The sequence below is a fragment of the Methylobacterium sp. CM6244 genome (assembly GCF_054817885.1).
Window position 1 is genome coordinate 2,108,133 of record NZ_CM139247.1, and the last position, 21,948, is coordinate 2,130,080.

General features: G+C 66.6%; 26 protein-coding genes and 1 pseudogene. 18 read left to right on the forward strand and 9 right to left on the reverse strand.

What is annotated here, in order from left to right:
- Positions 1 to 30: 30 nt before the first annotated feature.
- Together rpsR and rpsF are read right to left on the reverse strand one after the other, a co-directional pair.
- Entirely contained in the window at positions 31 to 315 is a 285-nt protein-coding gene (rpsR, locus tag ACYQML_RS09780; RefSeq protein ID WP_056253899.1) for a 30S ribosomal protein S18, read from the reverse strand.
- A 3-nt stretch (positions 316 to 318) separates the two neighbouring features.
- Entirely contained in the window at positions 319 to 786 is a 468-nt protein-coding gene (gene rpsF / locus ACYQML_RS09785) for a 30S ribosomal protein S6 (RefSeq protein ID WP_018045048.1), read from the reverse strand.
- Positions 787 to 1,150: 364 nt separating this feature from the next.
- On the opposite strand from rpsF, the gene xoxF5 reads away from it, so the two are divergent.
- On the forward strand, positions 1,151 to 2,929 hold the full coding sequence (xoxF5, locus tag ACYQML_RS09790) for a lanthanide-dependent methanol dehydrogenase XoxF5 (protein WP_461235428.1): 1,779 nt from the start codon (positions 1,151 to 1,153) through the stop codon (positions 2,927 to 2,929).
- A 4-nt stretch (positions 2,930 to 2,933) separates the two neighbouring features.
- Here xoxF5 and ACYQML_RS09795 read toward each other — a convergent pair whose 3' ends face one another.
- The 3 genes from ACYQML_RS09795 to ACYQML_RS09805 all read right to left on the reverse strand — a co-directional run bounded on the left by ACYQML_RS09795 (position 2,934) and on the right by ACYQML_RS09805 (position 4,450).
- Positions 2,934 to 3,599, reverse strand: a complete 666-nt coding sequence (locus ACYQML_RS09795) for an MgtC/SapB family protein (RefSeq protein WP_461235429.1) — start codon at positions 3,597 to 3,599, stop codon at positions 2,934 to 2,936.
- A gap of 95 nt (positions 3,600 to 3,694) precedes the next feature.
- A complete protein-coding gene (locus ACYQML_RS09800) occupies positions 3,695 to 3,958 on the reverse strand; it encodes a PepSY domain-containing protein (protein ID WP_156467875.1) in 264 nt (87 codons plus the stop codon).
- A gap of 117 nt (positions 3,959 to 4,075) precedes the next feature.
- A complete protein-coding gene (locus ACYQML_RS09805; protein ID WP_056431548.1) occupies positions 4,076 to 4,450 on the reverse strand; it encodes a PH domain-containing protein in 375 nt (124 codons plus the stop codon).
- Between the two features lie 115 nt (positions 4,451 to 4,565).
- Between ACYQML_RS09805 and ACYQML_RS09810 the strand changes: the two genes are divergently transcribed.
- From ACYQML_RS09810 to dxr, 16 genes are all read left to right on the forward strand, one after another.
- Positions 4,566 to 5,333, forward strand: coding sequence for a pyridoxine 5'-phosphate synthase (locus ACYQML_RS09810; protein WP_461235430.1), 768 nt, complete (start codon positions 4,566 to 4,568; stop codon positions 5,331 to 5,333).
- Positions 5,330 to 5,797 (forward strand): holo-ACP synthase, encoded by a 468-nt coding sequence (gene acpS / locus ACYQML_RS09815; RefSeq protein ID WP_056431542.1) that lies wholly within the window; start codon positions 5,330 to 5,332, stop codon positions 5,795 to 5,797. The genes ACYQML_RS09810 and acpS overlap by 4 nt, the downstream gene beginning before the upstream one ends.
- 60 nt (positions 5,798 to 5,857) lie before the next feature.
- Positions 5,858 to 6,658 (forward strand): signal peptidase I, encoded by an 801-nt coding sequence (gene lepB / locus ACYQML_RS09820; RefSeq protein ID WP_056431539.1) that lies wholly within the window; start codon positions 5,858 to 5,860, stop codon positions 6,656 to 6,658.
- An 11-nt stretch (positions 6,659 to 6,669) separates the two neighbouring features.
- The gene (gene rnc / locus ACYQML_RS09825) at positions 6,670 to 7,482 is read left to right on the forward strand and encodes a ribonuclease III (RefSeq protein WP_056431536.1); all 813 of its coding nucleotides are present in this window, start codon (positions 6,670 to 6,672) and stop codon (positions 7,480 to 7,482) included.
- A 49-nt stretch (positions 7,483 to 7,531) separates the two neighbouring features.
- A complete protein-coding gene (era, locus tag ACYQML_RS09830) occupies positions 7,532 to 8,461 on the forward strand; it encodes a GTPase Era (protein ID WP_156467881.1) in 930 nt (309 codons plus the stop codon).
- Positions 8,462 to 8,820: 359 nt separating this feature from the next.
- Positions 8,821 to 9,744, forward strand: coding sequence for a class I SAM-dependent methyltransferase (locus ACYQML_RS09835; protein WP_156467874.1), 924 nt, complete (start codon positions 8,821 to 8,823; stop codon positions 9,742 to 9,744).
- A 31-nt stretch (positions 9,745 to 9,775) separates the two neighbouring features.
- Positions 9,776 to 10,525 (forward strand): pseudouridine synthase, encoded by a 750-nt coding sequence (locus ACYQML_RS09840; RefSeq protein WP_419951889.1) that lies wholly within the window; start codon positions 9,776 to 9,778, stop codon positions 10,523 to 10,525.
- Between the two features lie 177 nt (positions 10,526 to 10,702).
- On the forward strand, positions 10,703 to 11,767 hold the full coding sequence (locus ACYQML_RS09845) for a 30S ribosomal protein S2 (RefSeq protein ID WP_461235431.1): 1,065 nt from the start codon (positions 10,703 to 10,705) through the stop codon (positions 11,765 to 11,767).
- Between the two features lie 119 nt (positions 11,768 to 11,886).
- A complete protein-coding gene (gene tsf, locus ACYQML_RS09850; protein WP_461235432.1) occupies positions 11,887 to 12,810 on the forward strand; it encodes a translation elongation factor Ts in 924 nt (307 codons plus the stop codon).
- Between the two features lie 244 nt (positions 12,811 to 13,054).
- The gene (pyrH, locus tag ACYQML_RS09855) at positions 13,055 to 13,777 is read left to right on the forward strand and encodes a UMP kinase (RefSeq protein ID WP_056431523.1); all 723 of its coding nucleotides are present in this window, start codon (positions 13,055 to 13,057) and stop codon (positions 13,775 to 13,777) included.
- A gap of 167 nt (positions 13,778 to 13,944) precedes the next feature.
- Positions 13,945 to 14,130, forward strand: coding sequence for a BLUF domain-containing protein (locus ACYQML_RS09860; RefSeq protein WP_461235433.1), 186 nt, complete (start codon positions 13,945 to 13,947; stop codon positions 14,128 to 14,130).
- A gap of 42 nt (positions 14,131 to 14,172) precedes the next feature.
- Positions 14,173 to 14,424: a hypothetical protein gene (locus ACYQML_RS09865; RefSeq protein WP_461235434.1), complete on the forward strand. Its 252-nt coding sequence runs from the start codon at positions 14,173 to 14,175 to the stop codon at positions 14,422 to 14,424.
- Positions 14,425 to 14,574: 150 nt separating this feature from the next.
- Positions 14,575 to 15,138, forward strand: coding sequence for a ribosome recycling factor (frr, locus tag ACYQML_RS09870; protein ID WP_056431517.1), 564 nt, complete (start codon positions 14,575 to 14,577; stop codon positions 15,136 to 15,138).
- A gap of 49 nt (positions 15,139 to 15,187) precedes the next feature.
- Positions 15,188 to 16,033, forward strand: coding sequence for an isoprenyl transferase (locus ACYQML_RS09875; RefSeq protein WP_056431515.1), 846 nt, complete (start codon positions 15,188 to 15,190; stop codon positions 16,031 to 16,033).
- Positions 16,033 to 16,899 (forward strand): phosphatidate cytidylyltransferase, encoded by an 867-nt coding sequence (locus ACYQML_RS09880; protein WP_311274996.1) that lies wholly within the window; start codon positions 16,033 to 16,035, stop codon positions 16,897 to 16,899. The genes ACYQML_RS09875 and ACYQML_RS09880 overlap by 1 nt, the downstream gene beginning before the upstream one ends.
- Before the next feature lie 13 nt (positions 16,900 to 16,912).
- Entirely contained in the window at positions 16,913 to 18,082 is a 1,170-nt protein-coding gene (gene dxr / locus ACYQML_RS09885; protein WP_461235435.1) for a 1-deoxy-D-xylulose-5-phosphate reductoisomerase, read from the forward strand.
- Positions 18,083 to 18,089: 7 nt separating this feature from the next.
- Here dxr and ACYQML_RS09890 read toward each other — a convergent pair whose 3' ends face one another.
- From ACYQML_RS09890 to ACYQML_RS09905, 4 genes and pseudogenes are all read right to left on the reverse strand, one after another.
- The gene (locus ACYQML_RS09890) at positions 18,090 to 18,569 is read right to left on the reverse strand and encodes a DUF2269 family protein (protein WP_461235436.1); all 480 of its coding nucleotides are present in this window, start codon (positions 18,567 to 18,569) and stop codon (positions 18,090 to 18,092) included.
- Between the two features lie 5 nt (positions 18,570 to 18,574).
- The gene (locus ACYQML_RS09895; protein WP_461235437.1) at positions 18,575 to 19,558 is read right to left on the reverse strand and encodes an SDR family oxidoreductase; all 984 of its coding nucleotides are present in this window, start codon (positions 19,556 to 19,558) and stop codon (positions 18,575 to 18,577) included.
- 127 nt (positions 19,559 to 19,685) lie between these two features.
- Positions 19,686 to 19,874: pseudogene (locus ACYQML_RS09900) on the reverse strand (NAD-dependent epimerase/dehydratase family protein); the annotation flags it as partial.
- Between the two features lie 90 nt (positions 19,875 to 19,964).
- A complete protein-coding gene (locus ACYQML_RS09905; RefSeq protein ID WP_461235438.1) occupies positions 19,965 to 20,621 on the reverse strand; it encodes a TetR/AcrR family transcriptional regulator in 657 nt (218 codons plus the stop codon).
- A 122-nt stretch (positions 20,622 to 20,743) separates the two neighbouring features.
- Here ACYQML_RS09905 and ACYQML_RS09910 point away from each other — a divergent pair, with 122 nt between their 5' ends.
- The gene (locus ACYQML_RS09910; protein ID WP_461235439.1) at positions 20,744 to 21,946 is read left to right on the forward strand and encodes an HlyD family secretion protein; all 1,203 of its coding nucleotides are present in this window, start codon (positions 20,744 to 20,746) and stop codon (positions 21,944 to 21,946) included.
- The last annotated feature ends 2 nt before the right edge of the window (positions 21,947 to 21,948 follow it).

Genomic DNA, 21,948 nt, shown 5'->3' on the forward strand with positions numbered 1-21,948 from the left:
GAGGAGGGGACCTCGTGGAGAGGTCTAGGCTTACTTGATCACGTAGGGGAGGAAGCCGAGGAAGCGGGCGCGCTTGATCGCCTGGGCGAGTTCACGCTGCTTCTTGGCCGACACCGCCGTGATGCGCGACGGCACGATCTTGCCGCGCTCGGAGACGTAGCGCGACAGGAGCTTGACGTCCTTGTAGTCGATCTTGGGAGCGTTCGCGCCCGAGAACGGGCAGGTCTTGCGACGACGGAAGAAGGGACGACGTCCGCCGCCCGCACCACCACCACCAGCGGCAGGAGCCGCACCAGGTCCAGCACCGAAACCCATGGCTTAGTTCTCCCCGCCGAAGCTGCGCTCGGGACGGTCGCCGCGATCACCGCGGTCGCCACGATCCCGGTCGCCACCGAATCCACCACCACCGAAGCCTTCGTCGTCACGACGACGGCCGCGCTCGCGATCCTTGCGGTCGTCGCGGTCACGCTTCTGCATCATCGCCGACGGCTCGGACTCGAGCTCTTCGACGCGGACGGTCATGAAGCGCAGGACGTCCTCGGAGATCTGCATCTGGCGCTCCATCTCGGCGAGAGCCGCCGGGGGGGCGTCGACGTTGAGGAGCGTGAAATGCGCCTTGCGGTTCTTCTTGATGCGGTAGGCGAGGGACTTCACGCCCCACATCTCGATCTTCTCGACCTTGCCGCCATTGGCTTCGATGACGCCCTTGTAGGTCTCGACCATGGTCTCGACCTGCTGGGCCGTCACGTCCTGGCGCGCCAGGAAGACGTGTTCGTAGAGAGGCATAACGGGCCCTTCATAGCAAAAGGGGCCCGACGGCACGGATGTGCGGATGTCGATCGTCGGGCCGGTTCAACGCGTTTCACCCGGCGCCAAGCCCTTCGAGCCGTTTGAAGGCCCGAGCGGTTGATCGAAGGCGGAGACACGGGACGATGGAGCGAACTCCGCATGCCGGACAAGCCGGCACCGTCCGTTCAGCCCCCAGCCGGAGCGAACGCGAGTTGCGGCGCATAGACGAGTTCGGGCGGGATGGCAAGGAGGACGGTACACAGGATCGCCCCGATCCCAGCGGCAAGGAAGCCCGCGAATCGATCCGCATCCGATGATAGAGGAGCCGCCGGAACGCGCACGCCATGTTGGAGGATCGCCCATGCGGGACAGCTACCGAGCCGCCGCCCTCCTGTTCTGCATCTCAGCGTCCGGCCCGGCCATCGCCGACGAGCCCGTGCTGCAGACGGTCGATTATGCGAATACGCGCTATTCGAAGCTCGACCAGATCAATGCCAGCAACGTTAAGCAGCTGCAGGTGGCCTGGACGTTCTCGACCGGCGTCCTGCGCGGCCACGAAGGCTCGCCGCTCGTCATCGGCAACACGATGTACGTGCACACCCCCTTCCCGAACATCGTCTACGCCCTGGACCTCGACAAGGACGGCGTGATCGTCTGGAAGTACGAGCCCAAGCAGGACCCGAGCGTCATCCCGGTGATGTGCTGTGACACGGTCAACCGTGGCCTGGCCTATGCCGACGGCGCGATCATCCTGCACCAGGCCGACACCACCGTCGTCTCGCTCGACGCCAAGTCCGGCAAGGTGAACTGGTCCGTCGTCAACGGCGACCCGAAGAAGGGTGAGACCAACACCGCGACGGTTCTGCCGGTCAAGGACAAGATCATTGTCGGCATCTCCGGCGGCGAGTTCGGCGTGAACTGCCACGTCACCGCCTACGACTCGAAGTCGGGCAAGAAGGTGTGGCGCGGCTACTCGCAGGGCCCCGATGCCGACATGATCATGGACCCGGAGAAGACGACGTCTCTCGGCAAGCCGGTCGGCAAGGATTCCTCGCTGAAGACCTGGGAAGGCGATCAGTGGAAGACGGGCGGCGGCTGCACCTGGGGCTGGTTCTCCTACGACCCCAAGCTCGACCTGATGTACTACGGCTCGGGCAACCCCTCGACCTGGAACCCCAAGCAGCGTCCGGGCGACAACAAGTGGTCGATGACCATCTGGGCACGTAACCCCGACACGGGTGCGGCCAAGTGGGTCTACCAGATGACCCCGCACGACGAGTGGGACTACGACGGCATCAACGAGATGATCCTCACGGATCAGACAATCGACGGTAAGGATCGTCCGCTCCTCACCCACTTCGATCGTAACGGCTTCGGCTACACCCTCGATCGCGCCACCGGCGAGCTCCTGGTCGCCGAGAAGTTCGATCCGGTGGTGAACTGGGCTTCCAAGGTCGACATGGACAAGGGCTCCAAGACCTACGGTCGGCCGGTGGTCGATCCGCGCTACTCACCGGAAGCCAAGGGTGAGGACGAGACCACCGTGGGGATCTGCCCCGGTGCCATCGGCGCCAAGAACGAGCAGCCCGCCGCCTATTCGCCCGACACGCACCTGTTCTACGTGCCCACAAACCACATCTGCATGAGCTACGAGCCGTTCCAGGTGAGCTACACCCCCGGCATTCCCTATGTCGGCGCCACCGTCACGCTCCAGCCGCATGAGAGCGGCCCGGAGACCGGACGTTTCATCGCCTGGGACGGCACCGGGGGAAAGGTCGTCTGGTCGAACACCGAGCCGTTCTCGGTCTGGTCGGGTGCCCTCGCCACGGCCGGCGACGTGGTGTTCTATGGCACGCTGGAGGGATACCTGAAGGCCGTCGACGCGCGCACGGGCCGCGAACTCTACCGGTTCAAGACGCCGTCGGGCATCATCGGCAACGTGACGACCTACCTCCATCGCGGCAGGCAATACGTCGCCGTGCTCTCGGGCGTCGGCGGCTGGGCGGGGATCGGACTCGCTGCCGGCCTCACCGATCCGGCGGACGGAGCCGGCGCGGTGGGCGGCTATGCCGGCCTGTCGCGATACACGGCGCTGGGCGGCCAGCTCACGGTCTTCGCCCTGCCCGAATCGCGGGACTGACGTCTCACGAGACGCTCGTCACGCCCTCGCGTGCCCGGAGCGCGGTCACGATCTCGTCGAAGCTCTTATCCGGGATATGCACGTAGGACACCTCGATCGTATCGATCCCGTCCTCCTCCGTCGGCTGCGCCACGAATTGTACGAGGCGGGAGGCGAAAGGGCTGGACATCGTTCGCAGGGACTCGATGGTGATCAGCCCGCGCTTGGCCGTGATGGTGAGGGTCCGCGTCTGCGCCCGCTCGCGGTAGCGCTTCTCCAGGGGCTTCATCCCAGCGAGGATCAGCAACACGATGACGGTCGTGGCGGTCGCCGCCACATAGAGGCCGGTTCCCGCAGCGAGGCCGATGGCGGCCACGGCCCAGAGCCCGGCCGCAGTGGTGAGACCCTTCACCATCTCCCCGCGCAGCATGATCGTACCGGCGCCGAGGAAGCCGATGCCGGACACGACCTGCGCCGCCATGCGGGAGGGATCGAGGTTGACGTTCGGGGTGCCGAGGATGTCGGAAAAGCCGAAGGCCGAGACGATGACGATCAGGCAGGAGCCGACGCAGACGAGCATATGCGTCCGCATACCCGCCGCCCAGACGTGGCGCTCACGCTCGAAACCCACGGCGCTGCCGAGCAGCGCCGCAAGGAGGAGACGGCCCAGGATCTCGAAATTGCCGATCACGCGCTGTCCATCCGCTCAGAGCCAGTCGGTCGCTCCTAAGCAGAGACGGGGACGGCGACAATCCTGCCGCCGTCCCTATTCACTTGTCGAAAGACCTATTTGTCGGGCTTCTCGGAGATGATGGCGCCGGTTTTCGGATCGGCGTGGAATTCCATCTTTACACCGTTCTTCATGCCCTCGCCCTCCCAATGGCCGTCATCCGCCTCGAACTCGGTGATGTCGGTATAGCCGGCCGCCATCAGCTTCTGCTTGACCTGCTCGGCCGGCATCCAGTCCGCGCCGGGCTTGTCGGCAAGGGCGATGCCGGTGGACCCGGCGGTCAGGAGAAGTGCGAGGAGTGCGGGTTTCAGGGCTCTCATGGGTTCCTCCGGGGTTTCTTCTGTGCGGTTTTGTTTGCCGTCTAAGGGCAAACACCCACACGGGTTTTCCGGTTCCGGAGAAGAATCGCCTGCGGGAGAGATCAGCCGAGGGAGGAATCACCTGAGGGAGGCGGCGATGGCCTGCTGGATGCCGAGGATGTCGGCGCCGCGCTTGAGCGTTTTCCGGATCGGCTCGGGCCGTCCCGAGACCCAGATCGCCAGTTCCGAATCGAAGTCGAAACTGCCCGCCGTCTCCACCGAGAAACAGGTGATCGCCCGGTAGGGCACGGTCATGTAGGTGACTTTGCGCCCGGTCATGCCCTGCTTGTCCACCAGGATCAGCCGCCGGTCGGTGAAGACGATGAGGTCGCGGATCACCCGGAACGCCACCTGCACCGTCTCGCCCTGGGTGAGAACGCCGCCGAGCGCCTCGTGCACCTCCTGCGGGGAGAGGTCGCTGCCATGGCCGAAGAGCCCGTCGAGAATTCCCATTGCGCCGCCTATCCCGAAAATGCCGCCTTACCCCTATCTAGGGACGAAACGGCCGTGCGCATCGCCTGCCGGTCGTCCTTCGTCGCGGGACGTGCCTGCCGTCCGGAGTTACCTGATGTCCGCCAAAGCACCTGTTCCCCTTCGCCTCGGCGTGAACATCGACCACGTCGCCACCGTGCGTAATGCCCGCGGCGGCATCCATCCCGATCCCGTCGCTGCCGCCCTACTGGCCGTCGAAGCCGGGGCGGACGGCATCACCGCGCATCTGCGCGAGGACCGCCGGCATATCCGTGACGGGGATATCGAGGCGCTGATGGCGCGGCTCTCGGTGCCGCTCAATTTCGAGATGGCGGCCACCGACGAGATGGTGGGGATCGCCACTCGCCTGCGGCCGCACGCCTCCTGCCTCGTTCCAGAGAAGCGCGAAGAGCGCACCACCGAGGGCGGCCTCGACATCGTCGGGCAGGCGGCCCATCTCGCGCCCCGAATCGCCGCCCTGTCGAGTGCCGGGATCCGCGTTTCGCTGTTCGTCGAGCCCGACGAGGCGGTGATGGACGCGGCGCTCCGCCTGGAGGCGCCGGTGGTCGAGCTTCATACGGGAAGCTATTGCGAAGCGGTCGCCGAGGGCGACGGCGCACGGGTCGCGCATGAGCTTGCCCGCATCGCGCGGGCCGCCGCCTATGGCTCCGGAATCGGCCTCGAAGTCCATGCCGGGCACGGTCTCGCCCTCGACAGCGTCGGTCCGGTGGCGGCGCTGCCGCAACTCGCCGAACTCAATATCGGCCACTCGCTCATCGGCGAGGCGATCTTTCACGGGCTGGGTCAGGCGATCCGCGACATGCGCGCCGCCATGGGTCGGGCCCGGACGGGGATCGCGGCATGATCGTCGGCATCGGCTCGGACCTCTGCGACATCCGCCGGATCGAACGGTCCCTCGAGCGCTACGGCGAGCGCTTCACCCATCGGGTCTATACCGATGGCGAGCGTGCCAAGTCGGACCGTCGCGCCGCCCGCGCACCGTCCTATGCGAGGCGCTTCGCCGCCAAGGAGGCCTGTGCCAAGGCGCTCGGCACCGGCATGAGCCACGGCGTTTTCTGGCGCGACATGGAGGTGGTGAGCCTGCCGGGCGGGGCACCGACCCTGCGCCTCACCGGTGGGGCGGCGGAGCGTCTGAGGGCACTGATTCCCGCCGGGCACACGGCCAAGATCCACGTGACGCTCACCGACGATCCGCCCATGGCGCAAGCATTCGTGATCATCGAGGCCTTGCCCTCCTCGCTGCCGTCGCCGATGGCGGATGCTGAGCCGGCCACTGCTCGCGTTGCGGCTCCCGACGGCATGGTCTAGACCGCCGGTCATCACCGACAGTCGATCGGGTTCGCGCGTCGAGCCGGAGATTGCAGACAGATGGAACGAGCGCGCGTGGATCACCAGACGAAGCGAGACCTGAGGGCGGCCGATACGGGCGCCTGGGCGAGCATCAAGGAAACGGTCAAGGTCGGCGTCCAGGCGCTGCTGATCGCCCTCGTTGTGCGCACGCTGCTCTTCCAGCCATTCAACATTCCGTCCGGATCGCTGGTTCCGACGCTTCTCGTGGGCGACTACCTGTTCGTGTCCAAGTACTCCTACGGATATTCCAAATACTCGCTGCCCTTGAGCGAGTACCTGCCGTTCAAGGCCGATGGCCGGATCTGGGCGGCCGAGCCCAAGCGCGGCGACATCGCCGTATTCAAACTGCCGAAGGACAATGCCACCGACTACATCAAGCGCGTCATCGGCCTGCCCGGCGATAAAATCCAGATGAAGGCCGGCATTCTCTACATCAACGATGTGGCGGTGAAGCGTGAGCGCATCGCCCCCTACGAGACCACCGGTCCGTACGGCGAGGAAACGAAGGTCGAGCAATATACCGAGACCCTGCCGAACGGCGTGGTGCATCAGGTGATCGAGCGCGAGGGCGATAACGGCTACTGGGACAACACCGAGCCCTATCTCGTGCCGCCGGGCCGTTACTTCATGATGGGCGACAACCGCGACAATTCCACGGATTCGCGCGACCTCGCCAATGTCGGCTTCGTCCCGTTCGAGAATTTCGTCGGCCGCGCCGAGATGATCTTCTTCTCCATCGACGAGGGCACCCCGGCCTGGCAGATTTGGCAATGGCCGGCGAAGGTGCGGTGGGGCCGCATCTTCAGCAGCATCCATTAGGACGATCGACCGTGAGTGAGGAGACGCGTCCTTCCAGCCGGGCGCGTCGCGCACCGCGACCCAAGCCCGGCCTGAACGTGCTCGAAGAGCGGATCGGCCACGTCTTCGCCGACCGTAGCCTTCTGTCGCTGGCCCTGACCCATGTCAGCAAGGCCGGCGGTGGCGGACGGGTGGGAAGCTACCAGCGCCTCGAATTTCTCGGCGACCGGGTGCTCGGCCTCGCCATCGCCGATCTCCTCTACGAAGCCTTCCCGCAGGCCGATGAAGGCGACCTGTCGCGGCGTCTCGCCGGGCTCGTGCGCCGGGAGACCTGTGCCTCGGTCGCCACGGCCTGGGATGTCGGACCCCATCTCGCCCTCGGCCCGGGGGAGATCCAGAGCGGCGGCCGCCGCAACCAGACGATCCTGGCCGATGCCTGCGAATCGATCCTCGGCGCGGTCTTCCTCGACGCCGGATACGAGACGGCGAAGGCCATCGTGGCCACGGCTTTCGCGCCCGGCACCGACACGGCGGCACCGCGCGGACGTGACGCGAAATCCGCCTTGCAGGAATGGGCGATGGGGCGCGCCCTGCCGATCCCGGTCTACGACGTCGTGGAGCGGTCCGGCCCGGACCACGCCCCCGTCTTCAGGATCGCCGCGCGTGTCGAGGGCCTCGAGCCCGGATACGGCACCGGCCCCTCGAAACGCCTCGCCGAGCAGGAGGCCGCCCGCCTCGTGCTCGAGCGCGAGGTTCACGGCACGGGCCCTCAGGCCGGCGTCACCCCACGGAACGGAATGGAGACGTCGGCGGACGTCGGTGAAGAAAGCGACTCCGATGCCTGACGACCACAACGATTTCGACGACGAAGACGACCTGCCCCGGCAGGCCCCGATGCCCGAGATCAAGCCGCTGCCGGTCATCCCGGCCGATTCGAGCGCGGGCTTCGTCGCCCTGATCGGCGTACCCAATGCCGGCAAGTCGACCCTGCTCAACAGCCTCGTGGGCACCAAGGTCTCCATCGTCTCGCGCAAGGTCCAGACGACCCGGGCACTCGTGCGCGGCATCGTCATGGAGGGCAGTGCCCAGATCATCCTGGTGGACACGCCCGGCATCTTCGCGCCCAAGCGCCGCCTCGACCGGGCGATGGTGCATTCCGCCTGGAGCGGTGCCGCCGATGCCGACGCGGTCTGCCTGCTGGTCGATGCCCGCAAGGGCGTTACCGAGGAGGTCGAGGCGATCCTCGCCCGCTTGCCCGAGGTGCGCCAACCCAAGGCTCTGATCCTCAACAAGATCGACCTGATCCCGCGCGACCGGCTGCTGGCCCTGGCTGCCTCGCTCAACGAGCGCATCGCCTTCGCGCATACGTTCATGATCTCCGCGCTCAACGGCGACGGAATCGATACGCTGAGGAAGACCCTGGCGGGGATGATGCAGCCCGGCCCTTGGCTCTACCCGGAGGATCAGGTGTCGGACGCACCGCTCCGCATGCTCGCCGCCGAGATCACGCGCGAGAAGCTCTATGACCGGCTCCACGAGGAGCTGCCCTACCGCTCCACCGTCGAGACCGACCAATGGGTGGTGAAGACCGATGGTTCGGTGCGGATCGAGCAAACGATCTTCGTGGAGCGCGAGAGCCAGCGCTCCATCGTGCTCGGCAAGGGCGGCCAGACCATCAAGGCGATCGGGCAGGCGGCCCGGCGCGAGATCGCCGAGGCGGCCGATCAACCCGTCCACCTGTTCCTGCATGTGAAGGTGCGCGAGAACTGGGCCGATGATCCGGCACGCTATCGGGAGATGGGGCTCGAATTCCCGCGCGGATAGGTGATGGGCTGGTGCGTCACGATACGGTTCGAGGTATCCAGAGCCGCTTCGTGCTGCATTGCCGCATAACTTGCAGTAACGTTCCGCACAGCGTCGCCGTTTTTGAAACGCAGGTTAAAGAACGAGGCCTGTTTGGGATGTTTATGCATGGAAGAGCTTGGCAATGACTTGACACGGTGTTGCCAACCGATTCGCTCGATTTTGTAAATTTATCGGATCTGGCGAAGATAACCTTTTCTTCGGGGCCATCGCCGGCTACCAATCGCGAAGCCGGACTCGATTCCGAGTCGTGGCGCTCAATATCCTTCCTCTTAACGCCCAACTCTCGAGGCGCGCGCCCTGTCGCGCCGGATCCATGAATGATGCCTGCTCCCACCGTCCCGGATGCTGTCTATGGGTCTCCTCCTCCCGAACTGGCCGACGTATCCGCAGGGGCGGCCCAACTCTCGCCGCTGATCCCCGGTTCTGTCCGCCTCGAGGACATCGCCGAGGGTAGCCTCGAGAGCGTGACCATGCTGGCCCCGGCGGGGACGATCGAGCGTCGCTATGCCTTGTCACTATCTTTGCGCGCCTTGCGTCCGGGTGGGCGCCTGCGCGCGCTTGCGCCGAAGGATAAGGGTGGGGCCCGTCTCGGCCGCGAGCTGAAGGAATTCGGCTGTGAGCCGGCGGAGACGGCCAAGCGGCATCACCGGATCTGCGAGGTCGCCCGGCCCGCCGCGATCATCGACCTCGACGAGGTGATCCAGGAAGGCGCGCCGCGTCACATCGACAACCTCGCCCTCTGCACGCAGCCCGGCGTCTTCTCCTGGGACCGACTCGATCCGGGCACCGCTTTGCTCCTGGCCAACCTGCCGTCACTTTCGGGCCGGGGTGCGGATTTCGGCTGCGGGATCGGCGTCCTTGCCCGCGCCGTCCTGGCCTCCCAGGGCGTGACCGCGCTGACCCTCATCGACATCGACCGGCGCGCCGTGGAGATGGCCCGCCGCAATGTCGGTGACCCGCGCGCGGATATTCGCTGGGCCGATATCCGTTCGGCCGACGTGGTGCTGGAGCGCCTCGACTTCGTCGTCATGAACCCGCCCTTCCACGATGGCGGGATCGAGGACCGTTTCCTCGGCGAAGTCTTCATCCGCCGCGCTGCCGAGACCCTGAGGCCCGGCGGCACGCTCTGGCTCACCGCCAACGCGCATCTGCCCTACGAGGCGCCGCTGAACGCCGCCTTCCGGAACGTCACGCTCAAGGCCTCGGCCGGCGGCTACAAGATCTACGAAGCGCGCAAGTGAAACCACGGAACTTGGAAGCGAGCACCGGTCGTTGAGCAAGAGCCCGAGCCTCAGGCTCGATCGCCTGCTGGCGAATCTCGGATACGGCTCGCGCAGGGAGATCGGCCTTCTCGCCAAAGCCGGCCTCGTCGTGCTCGACGGTTCGCCGCTGCGCGATGCCAGTCAGCGCATCACCGCGACGCCTGATCTGTCACAGCGCATGGTCGTGGATGGCGATCCCCTGGATCCGCCGCCGGGCCTCGTCCTGATGATGAACAAGCCGCTCGGCGTGACCTGCTCCCACAAGGAGGCCGGTCCCCTCGTCTATGGGCTCCTTCCCGAGCGCTGGCGCCGGCGTGACCCGGCCCTCTCCACCATCGGCCGCCTCGACAAGGAGACTTCGGGTCTCCTGTTGCTCACCGATGACGGGCCGTTCCTGCACAAGGTGATCTCGCCGAAATCGAAGGTCGCCAAGCGCTACCGCGTCGCCCTCGACCGTCCGCTCAAGGGCGACGAGGTCATGGTGCTGGGGAGCGGATCGATGCTGCTCGAAGGAGAGGACAAGCCCCTCCTGCCGGTGGAGATGGAGGTGGAGGACGAGACCCATGTGGTCGTGACCCTTCACGAGGGCCGCTATCATCAGGTCCGCCGCATGTTCGCGGCGCTCGGCAACCATGTCACCGCCCTGCATCGAGACCGGATCGGCGGCTTGACGCTGCCTGCCGACCTGGAGGCCGGAGCGTACCGCATCCTCAGCGAGGCGGATGTCGCGGCCTTGTTCGGTGAGGCGCCGGCTGCCTGATTCGATACCTGCGATGTCCTTCGCCTAGCCTTGCCTCGGCGGATATCCTCTGCTAAGGCCCCGCCCATTCCACACGCGGAGCCGGCCTCATGCCTGAATGAGGCGTTTCCGGTGATCGTCCCTTTCGAGGGTCGGTCGCTTCCTCCGCGGCGGCATCAACCGGAAGAGAAAACGATCATGGCCGTTGATTTCACGATGCGTCAGCTCCTCGAAGCAGGCGCCCATTTCGGACACCAGTCCCACCGCTGGAACCCGAAGATGCAGACCTACATCTTCGGTACCCGCAACAACATCCACATCATCGATCTCGCCCAGACTGTGCCGGCCCTTCACCAGGCCCTGCAGGCCGTGAGCGACACCGTCGCCAAGGGCGGCCGTGTGCTGTTCGTCGGCACCAAGCGTCAGGCCGCCGACACGATCGCGGAAGCCGCCAAGCGTTCGGCCCAGTACTACGTCAATTCCCGCTGGCTCGGCGGCATGCTGACCAACTGGAAGACCATTTCGGGCTCGATCGCCCGTCTGCGCAAGGTCGACGAGACCCTCGAAGGCGGCGGCCAGGGCCTCACCAAGAAAGAGCGCCTGATGCTGTCCCGTGAGAAGGACAAGCTCGAGAAGGCTCTCGGCGGCATCAAGGACATGGGCGGCGTGCCCGATCTGCTGTTCGTGATCGACACCAACAAGGAGCAGCTCGCGATCAAGGAGGCCCAGCGCCTCGGGATCCCGGTGGCGGCCATCGTCGATACCAACTGCAACCCTGACGGCATTACCTACGTCGTTCCCGCCAACGACGATGCCGGCCGCGCGATCTCGCTCTATTGCGACCTCATCGCCCGCGCCGCGATCGACGGTATCTCCCGCGGCCAGGGCTCCAGCGGCATCGACCTCGGTGCCTCCGAGGCTCCCACTGCCGAAGAGCTTCCCGAGGAAGAGGCTGCTCTCTCGGTCGAGTCCGGCGCTATCGATCCGGCCGACGTGGCCGCTCTGGTGGAATCCACCGAGCATTTCGAACTGCTCTCGGCTCCCCGCGGCGCTCCGGACGACCTGTCCAAGCTCCATGGCGCCGGACCGCAGATCGTCCAGAAGCTCAACGATGCCGGCGTCTACCATTACTGGCAGATCGCCGCGATGACCGATGCCGAGGTCGCCAAGGTCGATGCCGATCTGAAGCTCAACGGCCGCATCAGCCGCGATGGCTGGGTCGACCAAGCCCGTGGCTTCGCCGAGGCTGCCGCCGCCGCTTGATCGCCCAGGCATCCCGGTGACGGGGTGCCGCCGATGACGTCGAACCAATCCACGAAGCCCGGCGCTCATAGCGCCGGGCTCCTTTATCATTTGAGACAGACCCGAAGAGAGGACTCGCCATGGCCAACATCACCGCCGCATTGGTGAAAGAGCTCCGCGAAAAGACCGGCGCGGGCATGATGGACTGCAAGGGCGCGCTGAACGAGACGGATGGCGACATCGAAGCCGCCGTCGACTGGCTGCGCAAGAAGGGCCTGGCCAAGGCCGCCAAGAAGGCCGGCCGCGTCGCCGCCGAGGGCCTCGTCGCCGTCGAATCGTCGGGCCATCACGCCGCCATCGTCGAAGTGAATTCCGAGACCGACTTCGTTGCGCGCAACGACAGCTTCCAGGCCTTCGCCCGTGAAGCCGCCAAGCTCGCCCTCGACACCGACGGCACCCTCGAAGGCCTCGAGGCCGCGCACTTCCCCGGTGGTTCGACCACGGTCAAGGAGTCGCTCTCCAGCCTCATCGCCACGATCGGCGAGAACATGACCCTGCGCCGCGTGGCCAAGCTCGACGTGACCAAGGGTGTGATCGCGTCCTACGTCCACGCTCAGGTCGCCGACGGCCTCGGCAAGATCGGCGTGCTGGTCGCGCTCGAATCCGAAGGCGACGTGGAGGTTCTCTCCACCCTCGGCCGTCAGATCGCCATGCACGTCGCCGCGACGAACCCGGTGGCGCTGGATGCCGCTGGCGTCGATCAGGCCGTGCTCGAGCGCGAGAGCAACATCCTGCGCGAGAAGAATGCCGGCAAGCCGGACCACGTCCTCGCCAAGATCGTCGAGAGCGGCCTGAAGAGCTACTACAAGGAGGTCACCCTCCTGGAGCAGCCCTTCGTGCATGATGGCTCCAAGACGATCACGCAGGTGCTGAAGGAAGCCGAGGGCAAGGCCGGTGCGCCGGTGAAGCTCACTGCTTTCGTGCGCTACGCGCTCGGTGAGGGCATCGAAAAGGAAGAGGCTCCCGATTTCGCTACCGAAGTCGCGGCTGCCGCTCGCGGCTGACGCCGCCAACCTTCTGGATCGACAACTGTTTCCTGGGACGGGCGGTGGCAGCGATGCCGCCGCCCGTTCCGCGTTTTCCGACCATCGATCCCGCCTCGTCTCTCCACAGGTCCGGCGACCGATCCCCGAGATGACACACTAAGACGGTCCTACCCCTCGACCTTCGCGACCGCCTTGCGATAGACAGCGGGCGCTTCCGATTGAATCGTTCGGCCTTGCGCCGGTGCTTGAGGGGACTGGCGCCATGCCGGAGACCAAACCGTTTCGCCGCGTCCTCGTGAAGCTGTCGGGCGAGGCCCTGGCCGCCCCGGACGGGTACTGGCTGCATCCCCCGCTCCTGGCGGCCCTGGCGGACGATATCGCCAAGACCCTGGAGGCCGGCTTTCAGGTCGCTCTCGTGGTCGGGGGCGGTAACATGATCCGGGGCGCGCGCATCTCGTCGGCGGGGTGGATCGATCGCGCCACCGGCGACTCGCTGGGCATGATCGCCACGGTGATGAACTCCCTCGCCCTCGAGACGGCCCTCAATGCCGCCGGCGTGCCCGCCCGGACGATGTCCGCGGTGTCGATGCCGACGATCTGCGAGACTTATGCGCGTCAGCCGGCTCTGCACCATCTCGACAAGGGCCAGGTGGTGGTGCTGGCCGGAGGCACCGGCAACCCGTATTTCACCACCGATACCGCCGCCGTGCTCCGCGCGGCCGAGCTGCGCTGCGGCGCCGTGCTCAAGGCGACCCAGGTCGATGGCGTCTATTCGGCCGATCCGAAGAAAGATCCTTCGGCGGTGCGCTACGACCGCCTCACCCATGACGATGCCATCGCGCGCGACCTCAAGATCATGGATACCGCCGCCTTCGCGCTGGCCCGCGAGAGCCGCATCTCCATCGTCGTCGGCTCTGTTCATGCCCCGAGTTCGGTCACTGCGATCCTGACGGGGAACGCTCCTTCGACGCACGTCGTGCCCTGACAGCATAGTATCTTAAGTATCGGGTTCGTCGTTGCGAGTTGATGCGCAGCGGCCTCCCAGTTGCTCGCTCGATTTCGGCGTCAGGGTTTCTTGAGGATTTTCGCACTTCCTGTGAAAGGGAACGCCTGCCGCCTGCCCGATGCGGCTGCCGAGCATAGTCGATGCCGTTGTCGCAGTTCGTTTTCTATAGCCGGAATCTCGTCAAGCTGACGGGTGGTTCGATGCGTGACATGGTCAGGGACATCCTGGCCTCCTGCAACCGCTACGATCATGCGTCGGGCATGACGGGCGCCCTCGTGTTCAACGAGGATTTCTTCCTCCAGGCCATGGAGGGCGAGACGTCGACGATCTAGGAGCAGCTCTGGGCTCTGGCGGCGGACAGCCGTCACAGCGGCATGGTTCTCGTCTCTGCTGTTCCATTGCAGCAGCGTGCGTTGCGGGGATGGATGGTCGGTTATGCAGGCCGCTCGGAGGCCCTTAACGCCCTCTATCTCCAATACGGTCCCACTGCGAAGTTCGACCCTACGGAGATGTCGGTGGGAGCCATCATCGCGCTGCTCCAGGCGTTCACGGAGCTCGATGCAAACCATTTCGTCCAGCGCTCCGGCCCGCCGGGACTAGCGGAGAGGAAGCCGGTCGCGCGATAGGCAGATCGCGAAGCCGCCTCGCATGGTCGATTTGATCCGCCGCGCGCGCGAACGCCATTTGCGACCTGTCGGATTTTGGTTCATTGAGGCCGCACGCACGGGCCCCGGCGGCCCAAGGCCTTTTCTCTCATTCTCGTCGGGACACACAGTATGGCGACCCCAGAGTTCGACCTGAACGATATCAAGCGCCGGATGCAGGGCGCCGTCAGCGCGCTGTCGAAGGATCTCGGCTCTCTGCGCACCGGACGCGCGACCCCGAGCATTCTCGATCCGATCAATGTCGATGCCTATGGGTCGTCCATGCCGATGGCTCAGGTCGCCACGGTGAGCGTGCCCGAGCCGCGCCTTCTGTCGATCTCGGTCTGGGACCGCAGCATGGTCGCCGCCGTGGAGAAGGCGATCCGTGAATCCGATCTCGGCCTGAACCCTCAGACCGAGGGTCAGACCATCCGCCTGCGCGTTCCGGAGATGAACGAGCAGCGCCGCAAGGAAATGGTCAAGGTCGCTCACAAATATACCGAGGAGGCCCGCGTCGCGGTCCGCCACGTCCGCCGCGATGCGCTCGATCACCTCAAGAAGCTCGAGAAGGAAAGCGCCATCAGCGAGGACGACGAGAAGCGTCAGGCCACCGAAGTGCAGAAGGTGACCGACCAGCACATCGCCGACATCGACGGCGTTCTCGCCTCCAAGGAAAAGGAAATCATGCAGGTCTAAGTTGTGGACTGGTATGGAATCGACGGAATCAGGGACGGGGAGAAGCGCGTTGGGTCGCTCAGAGGGCGCGCGTCAGATCGAGGTATCTGCGGCCGGGGATAGGGACACCGCCAGCGTCGCGGTCGGCCTCGCCTCGCGCGATACCGAGACTTCGGGGTCAGGCCCGTCTCCCGTCACCCGTCCGGCGGCGCCGGCCCATGTGGCCATCATCATGGATGGCAACGGCCGCTGGGCTGCGCGCCGTGGTCTTCCGCGGGTGGAGGGGCATCGCCGCGGCGTCGAGGCGGTGCGCCGCGCGGTCCGCTCCGCGATCGAACTCGGCGTTTCCTATCTGACGATCTACAGCTTCTCCTCCGAGAACTGGCGCCGGCCGCCGGCCGAAATCGCCGATCTCATGGGCCTGTTGAAGCTGTTCGTGCGCCGCGACCTCGCCGAGCTCCACGGCAACAACGTGCGCGTCAAGATCATCGGCGCCCGCGAGGGCCTGAGCACCGATATCGCCGCGCTGCTCGACGAGGCCGAGTCGCGGACCCGCGGCAATACCGGCCTCACCTTGGTGATCGCCTTCAATTACGGCGGGCGCCAGGAGATCCTGCGGGCGGTCCGGACCCTGGCCCAGGCAGTGGCCGACGGGCGGATGAGCCCGGCCGAGATCGGCCTCGAGGCCATCGCCCAAGCCCTCGACACCACCGGCATCCCCGATCCCGACCTCGTCATCCGGACCTCGGGCGAGCAGCGTTTGTCGAACTTCCTCACATGGCAGACGGCCTACGCCGAATACGTGATCGTGCCGGAATTCTGGCCGGATTTCGATCACGCCTGCTTCCATGCGGCCATCGATGAGTATCATCGCCGTGATCGCCGCTTCGGTGGCCTCAGCGGCAAGGCCGGGTGATGGCCTCGCCCGGCGACGCGGCATCCGCGCCGAGGCGCGGCCCCCTCGGCGGCCGCGAATTCCAGCTTCGCACGGCGTCCGCCATCGTACTGGCGACCATCGTGCTGACCACGCTGTTCCTCGGCGGCTGGGCCTTCGCCGCCATCTGGCTCATCGCCGGCATCGTCTTCGCGGGCGAATGGATCACAATCAGCCGGATCGCGCCGCTCAGGCCTACCGTTGCGATTACGGGCCTGGGGCTGTTCGCCCTCGCCCTCTGCCTGCGCCTGGATGCTCCGGCACTGGTCTGGCTCGCGGTCGCGGTTCTGACCCTCGTTGCCCTCGTCGTGATCGTCCGGGATTCGGGCGGACGGGGCCGCGTCGTGATCGGCTTCCTCAGTGCCGCGGTGCTGGCCCTGGTTCCCCCGGCTTTGCGTGACGACCCGGCCATCGGCATCTTCGGGCCGGCCTGGATGTTCGCCGTGGTCTGGTCCACCGACATCGTCGCCTACATCACCGGTCGGACCTTCGGCGGGCCGAAGCTGATGCCGTCGGTGAGCCCCAAGAAGACGTGGTCCGGCTCACTCGGCGGTCTCGCGGCGGGCATCGCCGCCGGCACCCTGCTGGTGATGGCCGCGCGCTCGCAGGGGTGGAGCAGTCTGGCGAACGCACCCCTCGTCGCGGTCGCCATTACCAGCGCCCTCGCGTCCATCCTGAGCCAGGCCGGCGATCTCGCCGAATCGGGGCTCAAGCGGCATTACGGCGTGAAGGATTCGGGCCGTTCGATCCCGGGCCATGGCGGTGTCATGGATCGGCTCGACGGCTTCTTCGCCGTGGCCGTGCTCGCCGGCCTTTATCTCGTTGCCCACCGCTTGGCGGTGGTCTGAAGGAATCGATCCGTTGACCCATACCGTCACCATCCTCGGCGCCACCGGGTCCATCGGTCGTTCCACCACCGACCTGCTGGCCCAGCATCCCGAGCGCTTCCGGATCGGCGCCCTCGTCGGTGGCCGCGATGCCGCCGCTCTGGCAAAGCTCGCCCGTGAGATCGGCGCGGATTTCGCCGCGCTCGCCGACGAGAGCCAGGGATCCGCCCTGCGCGAGGCGCTGTCCGGCACCGGCATCGCCAACGGGGCAGGCGACAGCGCCGTCCTCGAAGCCGTGGCTCGTGATGCCGACATCGTCGTGGCTGCGGTGAGCGGTGCGGCGGGCCTGCGCCCCACCCATGCGGCCTTGCGCCTCGGCCGCACCGTGGCGCTCGCCAACAAGGAGAGCCTCGTCTGCGCCGGCGACGCCTTCATGCGCGACGCCGCGCGGTTCAAGGCGACGCTGCTGCCGGTCGATTCCGAGCACAACGCCCTGGCGCAGGCGCTCGGGGACGGTCGCGTCTCGGACGTGACCAAGATGACCATCACCGCTTCCGGCGGCCCGTTCCGCACTTGGACGAAGGAACGCATCGCCGCGGCTTCGCCCACCGAGGCGGCGGCTCATCCGACCTGGTCGATGGGAATGAAGATCAACATCGATTCGGCCTCGCTGATGAACAAGGGCCTCGAACTCATCGAGGCGCATCACCTGTTCGCCATCGAGGCCGAACGCCTCGACGTGATCGTGCATCCGCAATCGATCGTGCATGGCCTCATCACCTGGCGCGACGGCGCCGTGACGGCCGGCCTCGCCATGCCGGACATGCGCGTCCCCATCGCCCATTGCCTCGGCCTTGGCGACCGTCTGACCATCGAGCGGGGACGCTCCCTCGATCTCGCCGCCGTCGGCAGCCTCACCTTCGAGGCGGCGGACGAGGTGCGTTTCCCCTGCCTGCGCATCGCACGCGCCGCGCTCGCGGAGGGCGGCGCCGCCCCGACGGTGATGAACGCCGCCAACGAGATCGCGGTGGCCGCCTTCATCCGCGGCGAGATCGGCTTCTACGGGATCGCCGAACTGGTGGAGCGGGCCTGCGAGCATTTCGCCCCGGAGTATCGCAGCGCGCCCGCCGACGTGGACGAGGCTCTGGCCATCGACGCCCATGTCCGTGCCTGGAGCGCCAAGGCGCTGCCATCGGCCGCCTGAGGTCCGCTCAGAACAGGGCGAATCTCGGTTTCGCCGTCATCAGCCAGACGATGCCGAGCATGGCGGCGAAGGCGGGAAAACCGCAGGTGAACCAGATCCGGTAGAGAGCATGGTAGCGCGGTGGGAGGGGTATCCCTAATCGGGCCGCAGCCATGGCGAGATCGCGCAGGGTCATCTGGATCCTGACGACCGGCAGCCAGAACAAGCCGATGACGACGTAGAGAATCAGCGACAGGGCGATCCATCCCTCCGAGAGGGGCCAGCCCACCGCGCGCGCCAGGAGCCAGCCCGTCACCGGTTGGATCACGGCGGCTGTCGCCGTGAAGAGCATGTCGGCGACGACCACCGTCCCCGCCACATGGGCGATCAGGTCGGGCCGCCCCGTGCGGTGCGCCATCGTCATGAAGAAAGCGATGCCGGTCCCGGTGCCGAGCAGGATCGTCGCGCCGATGACGTGCAGCCAGCGCAGGAGATCGACGTACTCCATCAGGGTCAGCGCTCGTCGGCCAGCGCATAGGCCACGAGGGCCAGCATCGCCCCGGGCAGGGTCTTGAGATAGGCGCCGAGGGGATCGAGCCAGAGGCCGGCGGCGATGGCCGAGCCGAAGAAGAGGTAGATTCCCGTCATCGCCACCATGCCGAGGGCGGCGAGCGGCATGGTGCGCTTGACGAGGATCGCTCCCCCCAGCGCCAGATCGACGATGATGCCGGCGAGCACCGTGACACGCGCGGTCGCCGCATCGATGCCGTGGGCGGTCATCGCCGCCATGGCGGCGTCGAGATGCGTCAGGGCGATCAGGCCTGAGAGCAGCCAGAACAGCGAAAGCGTGGCGAGGATGGCCGGCTTCAGCAGCCAAAGCCGGCTGAACCAACGTTCCTGCACCCCGAATGGCATCCGGCGAAGGCTGTCCGACAGCGAGGAAAGCGGAGCTCCGGTGACCTGCATCCAGGCGGTCGGGTCCCCGCTCACGCCGGCCTCGATCTGGATCAACGCCGTGGTGCGGATGGGCGCCCGCCAGCCGAGACGGCCGACGAGGTCACCGATGCGGAACCCGAGGCGAAGGAGCGGGGAGGGCATCGGCAATGCGAATGCGGCGGTGGGGCGTCCGAGCCGGGCGCGAAAGGCCGCGACGATCTCCGCGAGGGAGTGGCCCCGCTCTTCGACGAGGTCGTAACTCGCGCGCGGGCCGATCCGGCCCTCTACCGCGAGCAGGACCGCCTCCGCCACATCGTCCACATGGACGGTCTGGATCGGCTGCAGATCGGACATGCCGGTGAAGGCGACCGGGAGCGATGCCAACGCACGGATGAGGCCGGTCGCCCCGTACGAGATCGGCGACAGGACCAGTCCCGGTCTCAGGATCACCCAATCGAGATCGAGGGAGGCCAGGCTCGAATCGGCTTCCGCCTTGCTGCGCATGAATTCGGTGGCGGCGTTCAGAGCGGCTCCCGCCGCCGAGACCTGGACGACGCGCACGATACCCAGACTGATGGCAACGGGCAAACAGGGCGCACATGGCGGTCGCCTGAAGAGCGCGGACATCGTCGCGCGGGCCGTCCTGCAGGGCGCCCGCGCAATTCACCACGGCATCGATGCCCCGCAGCGTGTCGCTCCAATCCTCCGGCGCGACGAGCCGGGCGATGTCGTGCTCGATCCAATCTGCTTCGGGACGGTGCAGGCGCGCCGCCCGGACGTCTCGCCCGAGACCCGTTACCGCATGCCCGGCGGCGAGGCAGCGGGAGACCACGGCCGAGCCGATGAGGCCGTAGCCTCCGAGAACCAGGATTCGCATAAGGGGTGACCTGCCGTTCCGGTCGCGTCGCGGGCCGACCTTGCCCAGATCGCCTGAATCAAGCGTGACCTCTCGTCATGCGGCGGGTCGTCAATCCTCGGGTCCATAGGCCGCGAAGAACACACGGATGGCTTCGGTCACGCGGGTCCCGATTTCGGCTTCGGTCACCGGACCGCCCGCCGCGAAGAGCAGGCGCGTGAGCAAGCCCGCCTGGCACAGATGCAGGAAGTGCTTGGCCGCGAGTTCCGTATCGGCGTGGCGCAGGCGGCCCGCCGCGACATGACGTTCGAGATAGGCGGTGAGCCTCGCGACGCCCTGCGCCGGTCCCGCTTCGTAGAAGGCCTGGCCGAAGCGTGGAAACTTCTCTGTCGCGCCGATCACCATGCGGATGATCGCCACGTGGTCCGGGCGTATCATGTGGACGAGGTAGCTCTGCCCCAGGCGGGTGAGCGCGCCGCGTACATCCGGATCGTCGGCATCGAACTGGAACAGAGCCTCGGCGAGGCAGCGCTTTTCCTCCAGCGTCAGGGCCTCGAACAGCGCCTCCTTGCTGTCGAAATAGACGTAGAGCGTGCCTTTCGAGACGCCGGCCGCCTTCGCGATCTCGCCCATGCTGGCACCGTCGAAACCAGAGGCCATGAAGACCGAGCGTGCGCCGTCGAGGATCTGCCGACGTTTATCCGTCTCCGCCCCGGAGCGGGTGCTCGCCTTCTCGACCGTCGGGCGCTCTGCCTGGACTGCACTCACCGCTCACCCCAATTGACCGAACCGTTCAGTCATCATACCTAAGGGGAACTCGCGGCGTCGGTCAACCTGATGCCGATAATGACCGAACGGTTCGGTCAATTCGTTGATCCCGGGATCAGACCATGTCTCTCCGTGACGAAGGCAGTCATTCTGCCGCCTCTGGCAGCGGCGACATGCCGAACGACGCAGCGCCACTGGCGACTTCGGTCGTTGCGCATTCCCCGGTGCCGGTCGCCGCCACGGTGGCAACGCCGCCGAAGCGGCGGTTGCTCCGCAAGGCCATGATGCTGACCGTGCTCACGCTCGCGCTCGCGGGCGGCGGCTACAAGGGCTACGAATGGTGGACAGTCGGGCGCTTCTTCGTCTCCACCGACGATGCCTACGTCCAGGCCGACATCTCGATCCTGGCGGCCAAGGTTCCCGGCTATCTCGCCGCCGTGCCGGTGATGAACGGGCAGGCGGTGCGGAAGGGCGACGTGATCGCCCGCCTCGACGACGGCGATTATCGCCTCGCCGCCCAAGCCGCGCATGACAAGCTCCTGACTCAGCAGGCTACCATCGCCCGCATCGGCCGGCAGGTGGAGGCCGCACAGGCGCAACTCCTCCAGAGCGCGGCGCAGATCGATGCGGCCAAGGCCGATTCCATCCGCGCCGCTGCCGATTATGCCCGGCAGCAGCAGCTGGAGAAGGTCGATTTCGTCGCCAAATCGCGGATCGAGCAGGCCCTGGCCGATCGCAACCGCACCGAGGCCACGGTGAAAGGAGCCGAGGCGAACCTCGCCATGATGAAGGCTAATGTCGAGGTTCTGCGGGCTCAGGGCCGGGAGGCGGAAGGGCTCGCGGCCGAGTTGAAGACCGCCGAGGACAGGGCCGACCGCGACCTCGCCTTCACGGTGATCCATGCGCCCTTCGACGGTGTCGTCGGCAACAAGGCAGTGGAGGCGGGCGCCTATGTTGCGCCGGGCTCGCGCATCGCGGCCTTGGTCCCCTTGGAGAGCGTGCGGGTCGACGCGAACTTCAAGGAGACGCAGGTCGAGCGGATGCATGCCGGCCAGCAGGTCCACATCGCGGTGGATGCCTATCCGGGCCGTGACATCGTCGGCGAGGTCGAATCTTTGTCGCCGGCCTCGGGTTCCGTCTTCAGCCTGCTGCCGCCCGACAACGCCACCGGCAACTTCACCAAGATCGTGCAACGCCTGCCGGTGCGCATCCATGTGCCGGCGGACGTGGCGCGGGAAGGGCTCCTGCGTCCGGGCCTCTCCGTCACCGTGCGCGTCGATACCCGCGACGGGGGCGAGCCCGTCCGCACGGCGTGGCGGTATTAGGG